We start from the raw sequence: 20,489 nt of genomic DNA on the forward strand, positions 1-20,489 counted from the left end.
TCGAAGTAATTAAGGGTTAGTACTTAGCGGCAGGTCGCGCTAACTGAATGTTTGGTCCTCAATCTTCTGACATGAAAGCATATTACCGTCAGATCCATGGAGTAACCTTGAATAAGACGGCAACATGAAAAGATGAGTTGGCCGAAAAATAGCAGAGCGAAAGGCTCGAATTTTATAGATTCTACTTAATTAAACGATCAGGTTAGATTTTTACGATCATACGACCGGTTACCTGACCCACAGTGATGGCTTCAGCGTATTCAGCAACTTCTTCCAGAGAGACTTCCTGACAGGCCAGGTTGTAGAAATCTTCGGGCAACAGCTCCATCAGTCGTTCCCAAGCCTGAATACGTTTTTCTGTTGGACACATTACTGAGTCAACCCCCTGAAGATTCACGCCTCTCAAGATGAATGGCATCACTGTGGTTGGAAGGTCAAAGCCCCCCGCCAGGCCACAGGCTGCAACAGCACCACCGTAGTTCATTTCCGAGAGAACCTTGGCGAGCAGTTTGCTGCCAACCGTATCGACGGCACCAGCCCACATTTGTTTATCCAGTGGGCGGGCGGGCTCTTCAAAGCGGCTTCTTGGCAGGATTAGTTTGGCCCCCAGGTTGATCAGCATGTCGGAGTTTTCAGGACGGCCTGATACAGCGACAACGTCGTAACCCAGTCTTGCCAGTAGGGCGACAGAAGTAGTGCCCACGCCACCACTGGCGCCAGTGACCAGAATCTCGCCTTTTTCAGGTGTGACACCGGACTGCTCCAGAGCCATCACGCACAACATAGCTGTGAGACCTGCTGTGCCGACTATCATGGCTTTTTGGCTGTTGAGTCCGTCTGGCATTTTCACTAGCTGACAGGCTTTAACCCTGGCTTTTTCAGCCATACCGCCCCAGTGGTTTTCACCCACGCCCCAGCCGGTGAGAATGACCTTGTCACCTTCGGAAAATTCAGGACCGGAGGAATCGATGACTGTGCCGGCAAAATCGATGCCCGGAACCATGGGGAAATTGCGGATAACCTTGCCCTTGCCGGTGATGGCCAGGCCGTCCTTGTAGTTGAGAGAGGAATATTCCACCGCTACCGTCACTTCCCCTTCGGGTAGACGACTGTCGTCCAGTTCCTGGACAGAAGATACAGTGGCATTGCCTGCCTGCTCTAGCAACAGTGCCTTGAACATACGGCGCTCCATCGGTTCAATGAAAGATGGTGAAATTATAGGGGTAACTCTGCGAATAACAATGGTCAGTCAGATTCCTGATTCAGAAGATTCAGAAACGCATTGGTCGCATTGGATAAGGTCCGCTCTCTGTGGGTGATGTAACCCAGCTCTCGTGAAGGCGTACGGCATTGTGTTTTCAGTGCAACAAGATCGTCGTCCAGCATTGAAGCGGGCAAAATGGTCCAGGCCAGTCCGATAGAGGCCAGCATCCGGATCGTTTCAAGGTAATTGGACGTCATGGCAGTTTGCAGAGACAAGCTTTCTTGTTCGAACAATTTACGAACCAGCCGGTGAGTAAATGTGTTTGAGCTTGGCAGAATCGCCTGGTGTTCACTTAATTGCTGAGTGCTGACTTTTTTTAGACCCGACAGGGGGTGGTCTTTGGCCGCCATGAACATCAACGGATCATTCCAGATCAGTCGGGATTCAAAACGATCCGGATTGTCAGGAGAGAGTGTTACGATACCGAATTCAATGTCACCCCGAATCAGCATTTCGTAAGCCACTTCAGAATCCACAAAACGAATGTCGAGTCTGACCTCCGGATAGCGACGAGAGTATTCCCTCAATATACCTGGAAGCCTGCGCAGGCCTATGTGGTGGCTGGTGGCCATAGCCAGAGTGCCTTTTACCTGAGTCTTCAGGTTGCTGATTTCCTGACGGGAATCCTTCATCAACGCCAGCATTTGCCGGGCTTTGGGCAAAAGGATGCGCCCAGCTTCGTTCAAATTGATCTGTCGACCGATGCGATCAAACAACTGGGTATCCAGTTGGCTTTCCAGGGAAGCAATACGTTTGCTGACAGCTGGCTGGGTCAAATGCAGCTTTTCTGCCGCCAGAGAGAACGAGTTGCACTCAGCAACGGTCAGAAATGCGGTAAGGCTTGGTATATCCATGGTTCAGTTTTTTGTGAAGAGCTAACAATTGATAACTTATAGTTATTAATAGCATAAAAAAGATGAATTTGAGTAATCTGTTCTCTCGTTCTAGGATACCCGTATAACGAAAATGCGGTAATGAGGATTCAGCTAATGGCAGGTAAGACGCTCTATGACAAGCTGTGGGACAACCACCTTGTTCGTCAACGGGACGATGGTTCGTCTCTGATTTACATTGATCGTCAGCTACTTCATGAAGTCACCTCTCCACAGGCGTTCGAAGGTCTTCGCCTTGCTGGCCGCCAACCCTGGCGTATTGATGCCAATCTGGCAACGCCTGACCATAATGTGCCGACTACCGTTGATGAACGCAAAACCGGCATTGATGGTATCGAAGATCCTGTCTCCAAAATTCAGGTCAAAACACTGGATGATAATTGTAATGATTTCGATATTGTTCAGTTCGATATGATGGATACCCGTCAGGGTATTGTTCATGTTGTGGGCCCGGAGCAAGGCGCAACCCTGCCGGGTATGACTGTAGTTTGTGGTGATTCCCATACGTCGACCCATGGCGCTTTTGGTGCTCTGGCCCACGGTATTGGTACCTCCGAAGTCGAGCACGTCATGGCGACCCAGTGTCTGGTTGCCAAGAAAATGAAGAACATGCTTGTGCGTGTTGATGGCGAGCTGGGTCTGGGGGTTACGCCTAAAGACGTGGTTCTGGCCATTATCGGTAAGATCGGAACTGCCGGTGGCACGGGCTTTGCCATAGAATTTGGCGGTGATGTTCTGCGTGCCATGAGCATGGAAGGTCGAATGACCGTCTGCAATATGGCCATTGAAGCAGGTGCCCGGGCGGGCATGGTCGCGGTTGATCAGACCACGGTTGATTATGTGAAAGGTCGTCCCTTTGCACCCAAAGGTGATTTCTGGAACAAGGCAGTAGACGCCTGGTCCGACCTGTACTCTGATGCCGATGCTGTTTTTGATGAAGTGGTCGTTCTGCAAGGTGAAGACATCAAGCCTCAGGTGACCTGGGGCACCTCTCCTGAAATGGTTCTGCCTGTAGATGCCAACGTACCCTCCCCGACGGATGCTGAAGGTTATGAAAGAGCCCTGGAATATATGGGGCTGACAGCAGGCATGCCGATCACGGATATTCCTGTTGATCGTGTCTTTATTGGTTCCTGCACCAACTCACGTATTGAAGACCTCAGAGAGGCGGCTGCTGTCGTAAAAGGCCGAAAGGTAGCCGACACCGTTAAGGAAGCACTGGTGGTTCCGGGCTCGGGTCTGGTAAAAGAGCAGGCAGAGAAGGAAGGGTTGGATAAAGTCTTTGAAGCCGCTGGTCTGCAATGGCGTGAACCAGGCTGTTCCATGTGTCTGGCCATGAATGCTGACAAGCTGGGAGCCGGTGAACATTGTGCTTCCACTTCTAATCGTAACTTTGAAGGTCGTCAGGGTTTTGGTGGTCGAACACATCTGGTCAGCCCGGCTATGGCGGCAGCGGCTGCAGTAACCGGCCATTTTGTTGATGTGCGACTTTTCATTAATAAAGAAGTGATGGGACAGGGGGCTCAGACACTATGAAGGCATTTACTATTCATACCGGTTTAGTGGCGCCGCTTGATCGTGCCAATGTTGATACCGACATGATCATTCCCAAGCAGTTTCTGAAATCCATCAAGCGCAGTGGCTTTGGTCCGAATCTGTTTGATGAATTGCGTTACCTGGATGAAGGGCAGCCAGGTCAGGACTGTTCAAAACGTCCGGTGAATCCAGACTTTGTTCTGAATCAGGATCGTTATCAGGGTGCATCCGTACTGATTGCCCGGCAAAACTTTGGTTGTGGCTCCAGTCGGGAACACGCGCCATGGGCTCTGGATGATTTTGGTTTCCGCTGCGTCATTGCGCCCAGCTTTGCCGATATTTTTTACAATAACTGTTTCAAGAACGGCATTTTGCCGATCACTCTTTCGGAAGACGCTGTTGATGCGTTGTTCAGTGAAATTGAAGCACAGGAAGGCTATCAGCTGAAAGTCGACCTTGAACGTGAAAAAGTGATCAAGCCAGATGGCAGTGAGCTTGGCTTTTCGATCGATGAGTTCAGACGTCACTGCCTGCTCAATGGTCTGGACGACATAGGTTTGACATTACAGGACGCTGATGAGATCAAAGCCTTTGAAGAACGTCATCGCAATAATCAGCCCTGGTTGTTTGATGCTATCCGTTAAATCCGGTCAGTTTACAAGACAGTATTTTTAATCAGAGGTAAAGGTAAGTGAGCAAGCAGATTTTATGCCTGGCGGGTGACGGTATTGGTCCTGAGATTGTCGCTGAAGCGCTGAAGGTTCTGGATGTCGTTAAAGCCCGCTTTGGGTTGACTATTGAAATCAGTAAAGGTCTGGTGGGTGGTGCTTCTCTGGATGTTCATGGTGTTCCCCTGACCGATGAGATTCTGGCCGAAGCGAAAAAGTCTGATGCCATCCTGTTTGGCTCTGTGGGCGGTCCCAGGTGGGATGACCAGCCTATGATGAACCGCCCTGAGCGTGGACTGCTGAAGTTGCGTGCCGAACTGGGACTGTTCGCTAATCTGCGGCCAGCAATGTTGTTCTCGCAGCTGGCTGAAGCATCCAGCCTCAAGCATGAATTGGTGGCGGGTCTGGACATTTTGATCGTCCGTGAGCTGACCGGCGGTATCTACTTTGGTGAGCCAAGAGGTGTACGAACACTCGAGAGCGGTGAGCGTGAAGGTTACAACACCTACGTATATCGTGAATCTGAAATCAGGCGCATTGCCAAAGTAGCTTTTGAAGCGGCACAAAAGCGAGGTGGTCGACTGACATCGGTGGATAAATCCAACGTGCTTGAAGTGACCGCCCTCTGGCGTGAAACAGTGACTGATATGGCTTCTGATTACCCTGACGTGGAACTGAGCCATATGTATGTTGATAATGCGGCAATGCAGCTGGTGCGTGAACCCAAACAGTTTGATGTGATGGTCACCGGCAACATGTTTGGTGACATTCTGAGTGACTGTGCCGCCATGCTCACCGGTTCCATTGGCATGCTGCCGTCGGCTTCTTTGAACGAAGCCAACCAGGGTATGTATGAGCCTGTGCACGGTTCTGCCCCGGACATTGCCGGTCAGGGTAAAGCGAACCCACTGGCCCAGATTCTTTCTTTGGCGATGCTGCTCCGTTATTCTCTGGGGGAAATGGCAGCGGCTGATGCGATTGAAAAAGCAGTCAGCGATGTTCTGGATCAAGGACTGCGTACCGGAGATATTGCCTCAGAAGGTTGCACACTGGTAAGCACCTATGAAATGGGTGACGCCGTTGTGGCTTGTTTGAAGGCTTGAGCATTTAGGGGGTAGTTATGAAAAAAGTCGGTTTTGTTGGCTGGCGGGGAATGGTCGGCTCAGTGTTGATGGATCGTATGCGTGAAGAAAACGACTTTGCGATTATCGATCCGGTCTTCTTTACCACATCCCAGCACGGTCAGCCCGGTCCACTTATGGGTAAAGATCACAGCAAGCCTGTTGCAGCGCTTCAGGACGCTCATTCGATTGATGCGCTGGCCGCGATGGATATCATTATTTCCTGTCAGGGTGGCGATTACACCAATCAAGTCATTCAGCCCCTGCGTGACAGTGGTTGGCGGGGTTACTGGATTGACGCTGCTTCTTCTCTGAGAATGAAGGACGACAGTGTTATTGTTCTGGATCCAGTCAACCGTCCGGTTATCGACCGGGCCATTGACGCCGGTGTTAAGAACTTTATCGGTGGTAACTGTACCGTCAGTCTGATGCTGATGGCGATTGGCGGACTGTTTCGCGAAGGTCTGGTGGACTGGGTCAGTGCCATGACTTACCAGGCTGCCAGTGGCGCCGGTGCCCGTAATATGCGTGAACTGATCACACAGATGGGTGTGATTCGTGACAATGTTGCTGAAGAACTGGCTGATCCTGTCAGTGCCATTCTTGATATAGACCGCAAGACCTCTGATCTGCTGCGCAGCTCGGATTTGCCACAGAATGAATTCGGTGTACCTCTGGCAGGCAGTCTGATTCCTTACATTGATCGTCAACTGGAAAACGGGCAGAGCCGGGAAGAGTGGAAAGCTCAGGCAGAAACCAACAAGATTCTCGGTCTGGACGGTCAGGCTCTGGTGCCGGTGGATGGTGTCTGTGTTCGCATTGGAGCCATGCGTTGTCATAGTCAGGCGTTGACGATCAAACTGAACAAAAATGTTCCAATGGCTGATGTGGAAAGCCTTGTTGCCAGTGCCAACGACTGGGTTTCGCTGATCCCCAATGACCGTGAGATGACCATGGAGAAGCTGACACCCGCAGCAGTGACCGGTAGTCTGGATATTCCAGTGGGTCGTGTTCGCAAATTGAATATGGGGCCTGAATATCTGTCTGCCTTTACGGTAGGAGACCAGCTGTTGTGGGGGGCTGCCGAGCCTCTGCGTCGAATGCTGGGTATTTTGCTCTGATCTTTTGGCTGGCAGCCTTAAGTCCGACAGGCTGCTGGACCAACTTTTTCTATCTCTCTTGCTGGATATTAAGTCCTGCCTGTTTGCTCAATAGCTCCAAAACAACTCGTTTACTCGTTCCCGCGCTCCAGAGGATGTCATTTCACTGAGTGAGGTCACTGTTCCGGTGTACATCAAAAAGCTTGCGTTTTCGATGTATTCTTTTATGATTCGTCAGGTCAAAAGCATTCTTGCAAATATTCCCGCATGGTCTCTGCAGACCGTCCTCTCCGACCACTGTCGTATCGCAGGTTTGTGGTCCGCTATGGTCTCTTCTTTTGTGGACCAACAGGGCGTTGCTATTATCGAATAGCTTTCCGCATGGCCACGGCCGACCATCCCCTCCGATTAGTGTTACTTCGCAGGTTTTTGGCCCGCTATGGTATAAGCTTTTGTGACTCGACAGGCTTGAAGCACTCTTACACACCGCCCCGCACGGCCGCTGCTGCCCATCCTTCCCCATTACAGTTTCCTTACAGGTTTGTTGCCCGGTGTGATCTTTTCTTATATGTACCATCATTGCCTGATAACTCTTGTAGACCTTCCCGCATGGCTGCTGCTGGCCAATCTCTCCGGCCATGGTCACTTTACAGGTTCGTTTCCCACTGTGCACTCTGCTTTTGTGACCCGAAAGAGTTTGAGCGTTACTGAAGACTGATCCGCATAGTCGCTTCTGGCCATCTTTCCCAACTACAGTTACGTCACAGGTTTGTTGTCCAGTGTGGAAGGTTCTTTTGTGATCCGTCAGGGCTTTAGAGCTTTTGCAGTCCGCCCCGCATCGGCGACGCTGGCCATCCTCCCCGATCACGGTTACGTCACAGGTCCGTTGCCCGCTATGGTAACTGTTTTTGTGAGCTGAAAGGGCTTTAGCATTCTTGCAGATTGAGCCACATGTCTGCGGTTGGCCATTCTTCCCGATCACCATCACGACACAGGTTTTTTGCCCGGTATGATATCTTCTTTTGTGACCCGACAGGGTTTTAGTACTCTGGAAGACCATTCCGCATGGCCGTGGCTGCCCATCCTTTCCAACTACTGTCAGGTGACAGGTTTGTTGCCCGCTATGGTATGAGTTTTTGTGATTCGACAGGGCTTGAACACCATTGCAGACCTTACCGCATTGTCGACGCTGGCCATTCTTCTCAACCATAGTCACGTTACAGGTTTGTTGCCCGGTGTGGACATTTCTTTTGTGATAAGTGAGGGCGTTAACATTCTGGAAGACCATTTCGCATGGCCGTGGTTGGCCATCTTCCCCGACTACTGTTACGTCACAGGTTTTTTGCCCGGTATGGTATTTGATTTTGTGAGACGAAAGTGATTTTTGATTCTTGTAGACTTTCTGGCATTGCCGCAGTTGGCCATCCTCGCCGACTAAGATCACGTTGCAGGTTGTTTGCCTGCCAGAGTCAATGGTACCCGCTGCCCCTGCACCCATTGAGTCTGCGATCCTGTCTGAGGCGATCCCGTCTCCAGGGCTGCAACGATAGCAGTATCTATTAGCCACGTGGGAGCATGAACTTTCTCCGGATGTTTCTTCAGTGTCGTATGTCGAACTTTTTTCACAATCTGGCACTATGCTGTCGGATGAGTCGGAAGATGGTCGGAATCGACAAACACCATTACAGGGATAGATATAACAATTTAAGCCCACGGTATGCAGTTGCCAGTCAGGATCTTCATTACCGTCAGCAGAGTCAGAAAACAGGAGACTGGTGAAATAGCCTCTGATGTGAGTACTGGCTTGTGGGGCATGCTGGTCTGATGATTCTGATGGCTGATAATGAGGTGGGTCTTGTTCAGAGCCTGGCATCATAGCGGTGATAGCAAACCGGTGATTTTGACTTGCTTCTTGTTGCTTGATCGGCTTAAACAGTGGTGAATAGGCGTTCCAATAGTTTTTTAAAAGCCAAACGACAGTGGTAACTGCTTCTACAGTTAAGTATGAATTAGGGTTTGGGTATAGAGAAGCATCTCTGGTGGTCAGAATAAGCTCATAAGCAACCAGCAGATTCGTCGCGTAAAGCCATCGCGACGAAATCAGCTCTATGAAAGTTGTTTTCATTTCCTGACTGTGAGGTCTTTGTCGTTTGTCATCAGATGATGAGTCTGGTTCTACATTGCCGTTTGTGTCGACAATGTCTAATGGGTTGCCTGACAATGTTTGTCGGTTAAGCTTTATAGAAAAGTTCTGGTCAGGAAAATCTGCATTCTTTTCAACCTCGACAACAAAATGTCTTGCCAGCGGTTCAGACTGGCAGACGACAGAAAACGACAGTAATAACAGCAGTGCCGCAAAAAGTGAGTGTTTAATAATTCTATCCTTGTCCTCTGGTTTACAGAGAAGAAGGATAGATCAGGAAAACAAGCGTGTTTTTTATCTCTTCATCAAGAAGGTGTTGCAAAATATCTTTTCTCCTGCTCCTTCCGAGAAGCAAAAGCTACGCATAACCCGTCATTCATCACGGTAATTCATTCATCCTGATGCCGGTGAGATCTTTTTGTCTGGCCATCCTTGCCGACTGAAATTACGTTGTAGGTTGCTTGTCCAGAATAGATATAACAATTTCTATCTTACAGGTAAGGATGAATAAGGGTTTGAGCATAGAAAGACGTCTCTGCTGGTCAGAATAAAGAGTGTTTTTGTGTCTTCTTCATGAAGGGCGGGTGCCATTTCAAGGCGTGAGGTCATTGTTTCGTTCTACATCAACAAGCTTGCGTTTGCGATGTATTCCTTTATGTCGCGTCAGTTCAAAAGCATTCTTGCAGACAGTCCCGCACGGCCTCTGCAGACCATCCTCTCCGACCACCGTCATATCGCAGGTTTGTGGCTCGCTGTGGTCTTTTCTTTTGTGGATCGACAGGGCTTTGGCATTATCGAAGAGCTTTCCGCATGGCCATGGTCGGCCATCCTCTCCGGTTAGTGTTACATAGCAGGTTTTTGACCCGGTATGGTATGCGCTTTTGTGAACCGAAAGGGCAAAAGCACTCTTACACACCGCCCCGCAAGGCCGCTGCTGCCTGTTCTTCCCAATTACAGTTTCCTCACAGGTTTGTTCCCCGCTGTGATCTTTTCTTATGTGATCCCTCAGTTCCTGATAACTCTTGTAGACTTTCCTGCATGGCTGCTGCTGGCCATCCTCCCCGGTCATGATCACGTCACAGGTTCGTTCCCCGCTGTGCATTCTGCTTTTGTGACCCGACAGGTTTTGAGCGTTCTTGCAGACTGCCCCGCATAGTCGCTTTTGGCCATCTTTTCCAACGACGGTTACGTCACAGGTTTGTTGTCCAGTGTGGGAGGTTCTTTTGTGAAACGTCAGAGCATGAGAACTTGTGCATTCCTCCCCGCATCGACGAGGCTGGCCATCCTCCCCAATCACGGTTATGTCACAGGTTCGTTGCCCGCTATGGTGATTGTTTTTGTGAGCTGACAGGGCTTTAGCATTATTGCAGAGTGTCCCGCATGGCTGCGGCTGGCCATTCTTCCCGATCACCATCACGACACAGGTTTTTTGCCCGGTATGGCATCTTGTTTTGTGACCCGCCAGCGCTCCAACATGCCGGAAGACCATTCCGCATGGCCGTGGCTGGCCATCCTCGCCGACTACTGTTACATGACAGGTTTTTTGCCCGCTATGGTATATCCTTTTGTGATTCGACAGGGTTTGAACATTATCGTAGGTCTTTCCGCATGGTCGCTGCTGGCCATCTTTCCCAACCACGGTCATGGTACAGGTTTGTTTTTGTTTTACGGTGTGGACGCTTCTTTTGTGATAAGCGAGGGCATTAGCATTCTGGCAGACCATTCCGCATGACCGTGGCTGGCCATCCTCCCCGACAACCGTTCCGTCACAGGTTTTTTGCCCGGTATGGTATCTGGCTTTGTGAGACGTAAGTGATTTTTGATTCTTGTAGACTTTCTGGCATTGCCGCAGTTGGCCATCTTCACCGACTAAGATCACGTTACAGGTTTTTTGCCCGTTAGAGTCAATGGTACCGGCTGCCCCTGCACCCATTGAGTCCGCGGTCCCGTCTGAGGCGACCCCATCTACAGGGCTGCAACGATAGCAGAGTCTGTTGGCCGCGTGGGAGCATGAACGTTCTCCGGATGTTTCTTCAGTGTCGTATGTCGAACTTTCTTCATAATCTGGCACTACGCTATTGGATGAGTCGGAAGATGGTCGAAATCGACAAACACCATTACAGGGATGGATATAACAATTTAAACCCATAGTATGCAGGTGTTGTTCAGGATCTTCGTCACCGTCGGCAGAGTCAGAAAACAGGAGACTGGTGAAATAGCCTCTGATGTGACTGCTGCTGCCGTGCGGGGCATGCTGGTCTGATGATTCTGATGGCTGATAATGAGGTGGGTCTTGTTCAGAGCCTGGCATCATAGCGGTGATAGCAAGCCGGTGATGTTGACTTGCTTCTTGTTGCTCGATCGGGTTAGACAGTGGTGAATTGGCGTTTCGATAGTTTTTTAAAAGCCAACCGACAGTAAATGCTTCTACAGTTAAGCATGAATAAGGGTTTGGGTTTAGATGGGCATCTCTGGCGGTCAGAATAAGCTCATAAGCAACCAGCAGATTCGTCGCGAAAAGCCATCGCCACGAAATCGACTCTAAGAGAGTTGTTTTCACTTCCAGACTGTGAGGTTTTTGTCGTTTTTCATCAGGTGATGAGTCTGGTTCTACATTGCCGTTAGTGTCGACAATGCCTGATGGGCTATCTGACAATGTTGGTCGGTTGAGCTTTACAGAAAAGTTTTTGCCAGGAAAATCTGCATTCTGTTCAAACTCGATAACAAAATGTCTTGCCAAAGGTTCCGCCTGGCAGACGACAGAAAACGACAGTAAGAGCAGTGCCGCAAAAAGTGAGTGTTTAATAATTCTATCCTTGTCCTCTGGTTTACAGAGGAGAAGGATAGATCAAGAAAACAAGCGTGTTTTTTATCTTCTTCATCAAGAAGGTGTTGCAAAACTCCAACAACTGGTTCCCACGCCCCAGCGTGGAAATACATACCTCCACTGAAAACCCGGCTCTAAAGCTTAGATAAGGTACGGGTTCCCAATCTGGAGCATGGGAGGCAGAGTTATGCGACACCCTCCTTAACAGCCGGTCAATGAACTTGTTAATGGCAAGCAGGGAATTACTCCAGGCAGCGCTTTAAATCTTGCCCGATTCTTTTGCATGTCAACGGATTCCCGGCTTAATTTGCAATTGCACTGGGATTTATACAAAGTTCAGCAGACCGAAAAATACGACATTGAGCGAACAGAAGCCTTCCGGCAAAAAAACAGCTTAATGCCTGATATACGGCATCGCCCTGATTGATCACCTGCCTTTACTCTGAGTTTTCTTAACCAGGTTGAGACATTATCCGGATTGGCAGCGGTGTTATGCGGAGTCAGAACGGTTGAGTATTGAAGTATAGTCGTCACGATTTGTGAATCTCAATCACCTGACAGTCTGCTGAACCCTGGCTGAATCGTGCCGTCACCCGTTCACCTTCCGTCAGTTGCCCGGCCTCTCGAATAAATTCATCGCCCCTGGCCACAATGCTGTAGCCTCGCGACAGTGTTGCCAGGGGGCTGACGGCATCCAGCATGCCGGTCAGTTGTTTTAAGCGACTTTCTTTCTGCTTTAAAAGTACTTGTATGGATGAATCCAGTTGATTTTTCAGCAGATTCAACTGGCCTTGCAGCCGCTCAATGCTTCTTGAAGGTGAAGACTGCAGGAGTCTGTCGTTGAGTCTCTGGTGCCTTGCAGAATGGAACTGCAGGGCGATGGTCATGGATTGCTGAAGCCGAATGTGCAGATCTTCCAGCCGCTGGTGATGCTCTCTCAGGCGTTCGCCCGGATGACGCAGGCGCAGACTGGTGTTATCGAGCGTCTGGGACAGGACTTGCAGACGATGCTTCATTAAAGCCTGAAGCTTGCGGTTCAGTAAGGCGAGCTTATTGAGAATATCCTGTTGGTCAGGACTGAGCACCTCAGCTGCTGCCGATGGCGTAGGGGCCCGGTAATCGGCGACAAAATCAGCAATGGTAAAATCAATTTCATGGCCCACAGCACTGACCACGGGAACATCGGAAGCTGCTATGGCTCTGGCGACCCTTTCTTCATTGAAAGGCCAGAGGTCTTCCAGTGAGCCACCCCCGCGACCGACAATAAGAACGTCAAACAGCCCGCTGCGATTGGCCATTTCAACGCCTCTGACCAACTCGTTGGCAGCTTCTTTACCCTGGACTGCACTGGGAATGACGGTAATGGGTATGGAGGGGAAACGTCTTCTTAGTACTGCCAGGATGTCGCGGATAGCGGCACCTGTTGGCGAGGTCACGACACCGATATGAGAGGGCAAGGCCGGCAGAGGCTTTTTATGCTCTGAATTGAACAGACCTTCAGTGGCTAATTTGAGCTTAAGCGCCTCAAAAGCACGCTGAAGAGCACCGGCGCCGCCTTCTTCCATATGATCGACAATCAGTTGGTAGTCGCCCCGACCTTCATAGAGACTGACCCGACCTCTGACAATCAGTTGCATGCCTTCAGCCGGAACAAAACGCAGGCTGCGGTTTCGGTTTTTGAACATTGCACAGCGAATCTGGGCATTGGCGTCTTTAAGGGTGAAGTACCAGTGTCCTGAGCCGGGTCGGGCAAGACCGGAAAGTTCGCCTTCAACTCTGACATTTGCGAACCGCGTTTCCAGCATTCGCCGGGTTTGGCTGTTCAGCTCTGTTACCGTCAGAGGGCGCTGATTGTCCGATTGAGCGGGAGTACCCTGCTCAGCATGAAATAAATTATGGCCTTGCATGAGAATGTTGATGCCATGGTGTTTGAGAGAGATAAGGCTGAATAACAATATACTTGATTATCCCCGATCAAACTATACATTCATTAATGTCCGCATCGGGCGTGCCCGTCAAGGCCTTCCTGTTACTCTTGTTGAGTAGATACTGGATAATTGCTTAATGACTTAATAATATTTTGGTTTCCATAACGTCTCAGGTGGAAGTCTGCCCTTTCTTTCTCTCCCAGAAGAAAGGCGGGAGTGATTGATATCCAGTGAAAAAAATCCAGCCAGGGAGCAAGATTTGCATCATATCGTTCGAATGCGGTGCTCATAGCCTTCCGGTTTTCATCATACATAAGCGTTAGATCGGCGGTTGCCAGAAGTGCCAAAAAAACGGCTTTCATTTGTGTATTTTCCTCAATCTTCTTCGTCATTATCTCATTCCAGAACAGATCCTGTTCGTTGTCATAGCTATTATTGAGCGTCTCATAAGCCCATAAATAATAGTGAACCAAGACTGACTTTGTGCGATGTTTTTTCAAAAGAGCACTTCTTATAGCCTCATAATTTGAGTGAGATTCCAGTCGGGGCAGGTTATAAACGAATGCATCAAAAGCGGTATCAGGTTGTGGTGTTTCCTGTAGCACTTCGAACGATGCTGTATATTCATTCCGGCTTAGCCCATAGCTTGCAACACTCTCTGATAGCTGATCAATTTCAGAAACGGTTGCCTCGGATGAAGCATCCAGCATCTCTGATTTACCTAATACAAAAGCCTTTACAAGGCTAAAGTACTTTTTAATGTTCTCTGGTCTGTCATTACTTTTGATTTCATTGTCCAGAAAAATACAATATTGTTTTGGTCTTTTTTTAATGGGAAAACGCCTTGTGTTCTCCAGCGGTTTCAACAGTATGCTTTCAATACTGTCTGGATCAATTATCCTGGGAAATAACGCTTCTTCAACTTCAGGGCCATCATGACTGAACAAAAATTGGAGGTTATGGTGTACGGGGTTCATAAAAAAATGCTTTGCGATCAGTGCTGGCCACCCAGCCTGAGGGATATGCAGAAGATTAAACCGTTCATCAGTAAAGACTCTGATGGCCGCTTCAGCCGCAAAGCGCACACCCAGTAGAGAGCTTGCTATCAAACCGGGCAAAATTTCCGTAACAATCTTACCTGCTTCAATAAAGATCTTTTTCTCTGGTTTTTTGGTCGATGCGTATTGAATAACAGGCTTATAAATCGGGTCTGTTTGCGAGGCTTCGGGGTTCTCACCCTGATAGTACTGATAGTGGTTGGCTAGCCGCATTAACACCAGTGATTCCAGATAGCCACCATAAGGGAAGCCAAGTTCACGAGCTTTGCCGAAATGATCATGTGCGCTGAGCAGGACTCTTTTGCGACCGGTCAATACTATCTGCTTGTGATCAGAACTTATTTCTGCCTCCAGAAGCGTCAATCCAGCCAGGCAGTGAAGCCAGCCTGACATCTTTACTGATAGAATATCCGTTTTATCTTCATATTGTTTTAACGTCTGTTTTAATTTCTGATAGCCAACTTTTCTGGCCTGTTCAATGGCAAGAATAAAAGTACTTTCGTCTCCATCTTTGAACTTTTTCAAGTTGTCATTGTGAAAGACTGCATAGTCTACGAGCTGTGAGTGAAGATTGCGTGCAATTGTATGGAACTTGACTGGCTTGTGCCATACAAAGCTCTGAAGCCAATGGTTTATCTCTTTCCAATCATCTGAGTCACTCTGAAGTTTTCTTGCCTTTTCTGCATTTCCACCGATGAACGTGATGATATGCTGATGAGCCAGCAAAAGAGTGTTGATCCAATACGATGTTTTATCATCGTTAAGCAGTTCAGGAAACAAATCAATTAATTTTGTCAGAAGTTGTAAGTCATGACCAAAATGATGAGCTGTTAAGCGGGCTTGGGCATTCAGGGAAAGGGCTTTAAGATGTGGGAGGTCCGGCTTCACTTCTGTTGGTACACAAACCAGATAAAAAGCAAGTTTTATAAGATCTGCTGTTGCCCGTAGTTCAGGATTAATACCTTTATTAATGTACTCCTTCTGAGCCTGTTTCAGCAATATGGAAATCTCTGACTTTGATTCAAAGGCAAATATAGAAAAGCTAATGATATATACGGATATATCCATACCACTAAAATTCATCAATTCTGTTCGACCAGTAGCGAGATACAGTATCAATCTTAATTTTTCTTTCGTGTTCTCTGTCTCATGCTTTTCCAATATCTGTACCGCTTTCGCTAATGCTGTTTTTGCTGCATCTGCTTTCGCTGTCCCTTCCAATATTAAGGCTTCCAGTCCCAAAATCGCGTCCTTCGGCTTCTTCCACGCAGTCACAGCGTCAGCCTCCGCTATGCTACCTAACCCAGCTGCTCGCGCATACTCTGTTGCTGTCGCTTGTTCAAGTTGTTCGTTTGACAGATGCCGGGCATTTGTAAATGTCTTGCCGATTTGATTCAAAACAGCATCAACGGCGCCATCAGAGCCTTCTACCGGAAGCTGCTCCAGAAACTTTCTAAGTAGACGTATGGAAGGGGTTACCTTACCCGGAATCTTGCTTTTCGGGTTTTTCGCGTAAGTGTCTGCATCAAAGGCCAGTTTAAGTTCGAAAGGCTTTGGAAGCAGCACCAGCCACTTGAGGAATACTCCGGCCAGAACCGATAGATTCGAGTCCCATTCCAATAAAATCTCAATAGACTGTGACACCCCGGAGAATGCAGAGAAATTGGCATTTGTTAATGTGCTGGCAGAATTTTCTTCCACACCCTGTTCAAAAAACAGCAAGAGCATCGGGGCATAAGGGAAGTAATGTTTTTTAGACAATAAAATAGTCTCTTTTATCTTTTTGGCGACGAGTTTGACTATCGGGCTTAGGGACAACTCAATCGTTTTATTATCATCGGCCATTTTGGCTCCCATCATGGCCAGTGCTTTCAGAAAATAGTAATAACCCATTCCCAGTATGTTTGTTGCATGGTCACCATTGATCAGTAAAGTCTTTCTGAATGCAGTGATGTGTTTTTCTACCTGTTGCAAAAAAAAATTCGGGTTTTCCTGAATCAAGACCACTTCCTGAATAATATTGTTATCCAGTTGAAATAAATACTGGTTGTGTACCCGTTCATTGAATGGTTCTGTTGATGGTCGGATGCGTGGCCTTAGCTCTGTTGGTCGTCTGGTTGTGTTTATGGTTCTTTTTTCTTTTTCAGTATTGGTATCGGTTCCAGATGTCAGTTGCGCCGAAGTGGGGGAAGCCGGAACCGGAAACTTTTTGACTTGAATAAAATTCCTTGAAAGCAGCAAAGACCTGGCAAGAATCCAGTCTTTTATTAAGTCGGGTCTGGACTTTTCAATGGCTTTATTGCTTATTTTGTCATGATGCTCATCAAATAGTTTCTTTTCATTTTTGCTGTCTTTGCTCAACGAAGCTTTGAGATAGCTTTCCCAAAAGCCCATTTTCCAAAAGGCTATGAATCTGGGTTGATTATTTTCGAGCAATTGTCCGGTACGCTCGGTATCCATGAATGCTTTCAGGTCAGTCATGGCTAGTACGTGTGGGAAATAAGATATATCAATGAGCGGAGATTTTTTTTTCAAGGCGCCCTTAATTTGCAAAGTGTTGAGGCTGTACGACCAAAGTTCACTGTAAATCTGACCGGCCGCTGGTTCTTTTTTTCTCTCAAGTATCAGTATCAGTGACCCGATGGTTTGTTGCAGCTCCTGATTTCTGGAGCGGATTGCTTTAAGGGCTGTTACTTTAGAGCGGGTATCGGGTTCTCTCAGGGCATTGAGAATGGCCTTCACCTCTTTGCCTCTGCCCGAGAGGTCTGACTCTTTGGCCAACTCCTGTTCAATCTTTGTCAGGGTGGTGATATCCACATCCTGGTAGATCTGCTCGAGAAACCCTTCATTCAATGCCCCTTCAATCTTTATCTGGCTTAAGCTTGTCTCCCTGGAAGCCATGCTGCGTAACAGTCGGTTTACCGGTTCCACCTGGGGCCAGCCCGCCGGATGGTGGTTGTGCAATTGCATTCCAATTAATAATTGGTAGGCAAGCGGTATACCAGCAATGGCTGCCGGTAAAAGTAGCTCGAATGCTTTTTCATAGATCTTAAGTGCTTCCGCCTTTTCGGACGGGAGTTTTTGGTTCAGAATGAACAACGCCTGAACCAGTTGGGCATAGGGGAAGTGGTTCTCATAAGCGGCCTGTTCTAACCCTGTGCGCTGCCGACTGTCGAGGGTGCTAGCCAGATTGATGGTTATGACTGGTTGGTCACTGGATGTATCTGCAGAAGCTCCGGAACAAGCCAGTATCTGCAGGGTTTTTGTTTTTCCATCCTCCAATTGATTTTGCAATGTGTCGAGTTTTGCATCGGGCGCAGGGCTTTCTTCAGAGCTCTGGCAGTGTGGTGTCTTTATTGCCCTGTTCAGCTCACCCGGAAAGTTATGATCCATTTCTCTAATCCAGTTTGATATTTCTATGGATTGAGTCAATGCCGTTTCGAAATCGATTATACTCAAGACTGACTTTTGGGTGGTGGTTTTCTTGTTTCCTTTTTTTGAGCATTCAGCCGAATCAGGTGCTGTGATCTTATTGTGATGAGCTACCGCAGAGCTTTGATCATCAGGGATTGCTTCTAATTTGATATCAACCTTTACTGGCGCAGTTGCAATGTCGCTTATTTCTGGCTTGACCGTTTTTATCCGTTTCTGTTTATTCTTATGGGAATCTAAATCTGAGTCATCTGTTATCGCCTCTTTACCTTCAATGTAAGTAGCGGTAGAAACTGCTCTATCATGTTGGTCGATACCTTTTTGCTCACCCACAGGATTTTTCGCCTTAACACTGCTTTCCTGTTCACTGTCAGGCAGGGGCTTGATATATGGATGCAGAAATTCCGGTAATCTGGATGATTCTGAAAAACTGCTGAGGACTGACTGCTGAATAATGGCCTGAACCTGTTGCTCAGTGTCACTCGCCAGCAAGATTTTTAACACATTTTGAGCATTTTGCACCCGTCGTGTTGAATCAATCCTTGGGTTGGTTTGATCAAGTTGCATGTCCTGCAGCAGTTTTTCAACCAGAGCAGGCAAGTTTGTCATAAGCAGTTTGGAACCTATGGCAAAAGGTTCTACACGCATGAAATCGAAATACCCTTCAGGACCGGCAGAAATATCGATAGACAAAATTCGCCATTTTTTTGTCTTACAACGGGCGAACCCCATTGTTTTTCCTTTGTTTGTATCGGGAAAGCAATTGATCTTTAAGGTGTGCAGTAGCCCTCTGCGCTGTAATTCTTTTGGGTTGGCTAAAACTATGGTGTGAATGTTGTTGCGTCTGACGGTGGTGCCGGGCAGGGCGTCTCTCAGCTTTTCCTCTAACGAGGCTGATATGGTTTCCAGACTTGTAATATCCTCAACTGCCAGGTCAATATCATTGGTAACAGGAACCTTGCCAAGTTCAGTGGGTTTAACTGAAGACGAAAGATGTTGCCATCTGGCTAATCCACCATAGACAAGAGCATCTTCAGTACCAGATATAACTCTCTCTGCTTCTGTATAGGTTTTTCTAAAAACAGGTGCAAGCACCACAAGTGCAGGAATCACATAGCGGATGTCCTGTTTTTTTACTAAAAATGAGCCCTCGGAATAATTTTTTAAATGATCATCCATAGATTGTATCTTGTCGTTTATTGAAGATATGGAGAGATCCGGAGCTATAAAGGGGATATATTTACTGGCAGAGTCTTGCCAGAAAAAAATCACTGCTCCAAGAACGTTTTTACTAATGTAAAATGTGCCATCAGGATTCTCTTTATCGTCGAATGGGTGACAAGCAAGACGTAATGTATTGTAAAAACTGAATAGGTTTTGTCCTTGTTCCCCCTGCATGAATTTATCGGGTGCAGTAAACGCCTGTTTTAGTCCTTCGCTGGCAGATTTTATGGACGCCTTTTTCAGTAGCTCTTCGCTGGCAGAATTTATGGCGTTGTATTGAAGATTTTCCCGGTATAACAAAATGTCTTTTTGCCACTGTGGAAACAGTTCCCATAAAGCATTTTCAGATCGACTGTCTCTCAGCCAGTCACTTTCCTGTTTATTTAAGTGGGAGCTGGTCAGGAAGTGAGTGGACCAAAGGAAGTTGTCACTGTGATGAGACAGTTTTACAGCGTGATGCCCGTAAAACAGGAAGACATAGGCATCTTCGAGACTGTTCAGAGGCTGTTGAGGCGTACGAACATGGTAGCTATGGCAGTGATCTCCTTGAGCATCAGGAACAATGACTTCTATAGAATTTTCCAGAGCTTTTGATGCCAGCACCATGTGTTGAGAGTTTTTCGGATCAAAACCCCGAAGCATCTGGTTGTATAGTGTTTCACCTTCATCATCGGGCAGTTGGCATTGACCGTAAAACGTTTCAAATTGCTCCCTGGATTTGATATCCAGCTGTTCTGAAAGAAATTCCGATATATGGCTCATTCTTTCAGGCCGAAGCCAGGACTTTTTGTAGAAATAAGATAGATGTTCAAGCAAAGATGCCGAGGAGACGCTGTCTGCTGGTGTGACTGGATGATTTCTGTCCGGTGGTGGCTCGTTATCGTCAACACTTTTCCTGCCGTCAGAGTGACTGCTTCGTTCACTTTTCTTGCCGTTTTGTTCGGCTTTTTTTTCAGAAGGGGAAGCCGGATCGGACTGGGACCGGGTCGGCCCGCTATTGCCCTGACCGCCAGAAAAAGTAATCATGCCCGTTGTAAATGTTGTTGACGGGAGTTGTGTATCTGGCTGGAACGCATTTCCCGCTTCTGGCAGCAAAGCCAGTGGGTTTCCGTTTGTTTGATGGGTAAAATAGGGTGGTACACGACCAAAAAAGTATGAGTGGACTGGATGCCCCGGAAACTCCCGGTTCAAATAGGTCAGCACGTTGTTCAGTAACTCTGGCCGCTGTTGAACAAACTGGTAAAGTGAGCCGGGGTCGTTCAGAATTTGCTGCCTTACCCGGTCACTGAGGCTTT

Annotated in this window: 11 protein-coding genes; 5 read left to right on the top strand and 6 right to left on the bottom strand. The window is 47.9% G+C overall.

From position 1 onward, the window contains the following. Positions 1–202: 202 nt before the first annotated feature. Both KBW69_RS18225 and KBW69_RS18230 read right to left on the bottom strand, forming a co-directional pair. Positions 203–1,180 carry an MDR family oxidoreductase gene (locus KBW69_RS18225; RefSeq protein WP_257281767.1) on the bottom strand — a complete coding sequence of 326 codons (978 nt, stop codon included), beginning with the start codon at positions 1,178–1,180 and terminating at the stop codon, positions 203–205. Between the two features lie 65 nt (positions 1,181–1,245). Next, positions 1,246–2,118, bottom strand: coding sequence for a LysR family transcriptional regulator (locus KBW69_RS18230; protein WP_257252562.1), 873 nt, complete (start codon positions 2,116–2,118; stop codon positions 1,246–1,248). Positions 2,119–2,253: 135 nt separating this feature from the next. On the opposite strand from KBW69_RS18230, the gene leuC reads away from it, so the two are divergent. From leuC to asd, 4 genes are read left to right on the top strand one after another with little or no spacing between them, the layout of a single operon-like run. Next, positions 2,254–3,693 carry a 3-isopropylmalate dehydratase large subunit gene (leuC, locus tag KBW69_RS18235; protein ID WP_257252565.1) on the top strand — a complete coding sequence of 480 codons (1,440 nt, stop codon included), beginning with the start codon at positions 2,254–2,256 and terminating at the stop codon, positions 3,691–3,693. Beyond that, entirely contained in the window at positions 3,690–4,337 is a 648-nt protein-coding gene (leuD, locus tag KBW69_RS18240) for a 3-isopropylmalate dehydratase small subunit (protein ID WP_257252560.1), read from the top strand. Before leuC ends, leuD begins: the two co-directional genes overlap by 4 nt. 47 nt (positions 4,338–4,384) lie before the next feature. Then, positions 4,385–5,464: a 3-isopropylmalate dehydrogenase gene (gene leuB / locus KBW69_RS18245; protein ID WP_257252559.1), complete on the top strand. Its 1,080-nt coding sequence runs from the start codon at positions 4,385–4,387 to the stop codon at positions 5,462–5,464. Positions 5,465–5,481: 17 nt separating this feature from the next. Further along, entirely contained in the window at positions 5,482–6,603 is a 1,122-nt protein-coding gene (asd, locus tag KBW69_RS18250; RefSeq protein WP_257252558.1) for an aspartate-semialdehyde dehydrogenase, read from the top strand. Between the two features lie 142 nt (positions 6,604–6,745). Here the strand turns inward: asd and KBW69_RS18255 are convergent, their stop codons facing one another. After that, on the bottom strand, positions 6,746–8,707 hold the full coding sequence (locus tag KBW69_RS18255) for a hypothetical protein (RefSeq protein ID WP_257281768.1): 1,962 nt from the start codon (positions 8,705–8,707) through the stop codon (positions 6,746–6,748). Positions 8,708–8,732: 25 nt separating this feature from the next. Between KBW69_RS18255 and KBW69_RS18260 the strand changes: the two genes are divergently transcribed. Then, positions 8,733–9,113: a hypothetical protein gene (locus tag KBW69_RS18260; RefSeq protein ID WP_257281769.1), complete on the top strand. Its 381-nt coding sequence runs from the start codon at positions 8,733–8,735 to the stop codon at positions 9,111–9,113. A gap of 204 nt (positions 9,114–9,317) precedes the next feature. Here the strand turns inward: KBW69_RS18260 and KBW69_RS18265 are convergent, their stop codons facing one another. The 3 genes from KBW69_RS18265 to KBW69_RS18275 all read right to left on the bottom strand — a co-directional run bounded on the left by KBW69_RS18265 (position 9,318) and on the right by KBW69_RS18275 (position 20,397). Then, positions 9,318–11,465, bottom strand: coding sequence for a hypothetical protein (locus KBW69_RS18265; protein WP_257281770.1), 2,148 nt, complete (start codon positions 11,463–11,465; stop codon positions 9,318–9,320). A 617-nt stretch (positions 11,466–12,082) separates the two neighbouring features. Further along, a complete protein-coding gene (xseA, locus tag KBW69_RS18270) occupies positions 12,083–13,459 on the bottom strand; it encodes an exodeoxyribonuclease VII large subunit (RefSeq protein ID WP_257281771.1) in 1,377 nt (458 codons plus the stop codon). 122 nt (positions 13,460–13,581) lie between these two features. Continuing rightward, positions 13,582–20,397: a hypothetical protein gene (locus KBW69_RS18275; protein ID WP_257281772.1), complete on the bottom strand. Its 6,816-nt coding sequence runs from the start codon at positions 20,395–20,397 to the stop codon at positions 13,582–13,584. Positions 20,398–20,489 lie beyond the last annotated feature (92 nt).

Origin of the sequence: Endozoicomonas sp. ISHI1 (assembly GCF_024606225.1) — a bacterium.
Lineage (GTDB): Bacteria > Pseudomonadota > Gammaproteobacteria > Pseudomonadales > Endozoicomonadaceae > Endozoicomonas_A.

What these genes read in the sequence shown, in the direction of transcription:
- KBW69_RS18225 (WP_257281767.1), bottom strand. Translation starts at nt 1,180, where the DNA reads ATGTTCAAGGCACTGTTGCTAGAGCAGGCAGGCAATGCCACTGTATCT.
- KBW69_RS18230 (WP_257252562.1), bottom strand. Translation starts at nt 2,118, where the DNA reads ATGGATATACCAAGCCTTACCGCATTTCTGACCGTTGCTGAGTGCAAC.
- leuC (WP_257252565.1), top strand. Translation starts at nt 2,254, where the DNA reads ATGGCAGGTAAGACGCTCTATGACAAGCTGTGGGACAACCACCTTGTT.
- leuD (WP_257252560.1), top strand. Translation starts at nt 3,690, where the DNA reads ATGAAGGCATTTACTATTCATACCGGTTTAGTGGCGCCGCTTGATCGT.
- asd (WP_257252558.1), top strand. Translation starts at nt 5,482, where the DNA reads ATGAAAAAAGTCGGTTTTGTTGGCTGGCGGGGAATGGTCGGCTCAGTG.
- KBW69_RS18255 (WP_257281768.1), bottom strand. Translation starts at nt 8,707, where the DNA reads ATGAAAACAACTTTCATAGAGCTGATTTCGTCGCGATGGCTTTACGCG.
- xseA (WP_257281771.1), bottom strand. Translation starts at nt 13,459, where the DNA reads ATGCAAGGCCATAATTTATTTCATGCTGAGCAGGGTACTCCCGCTCAA.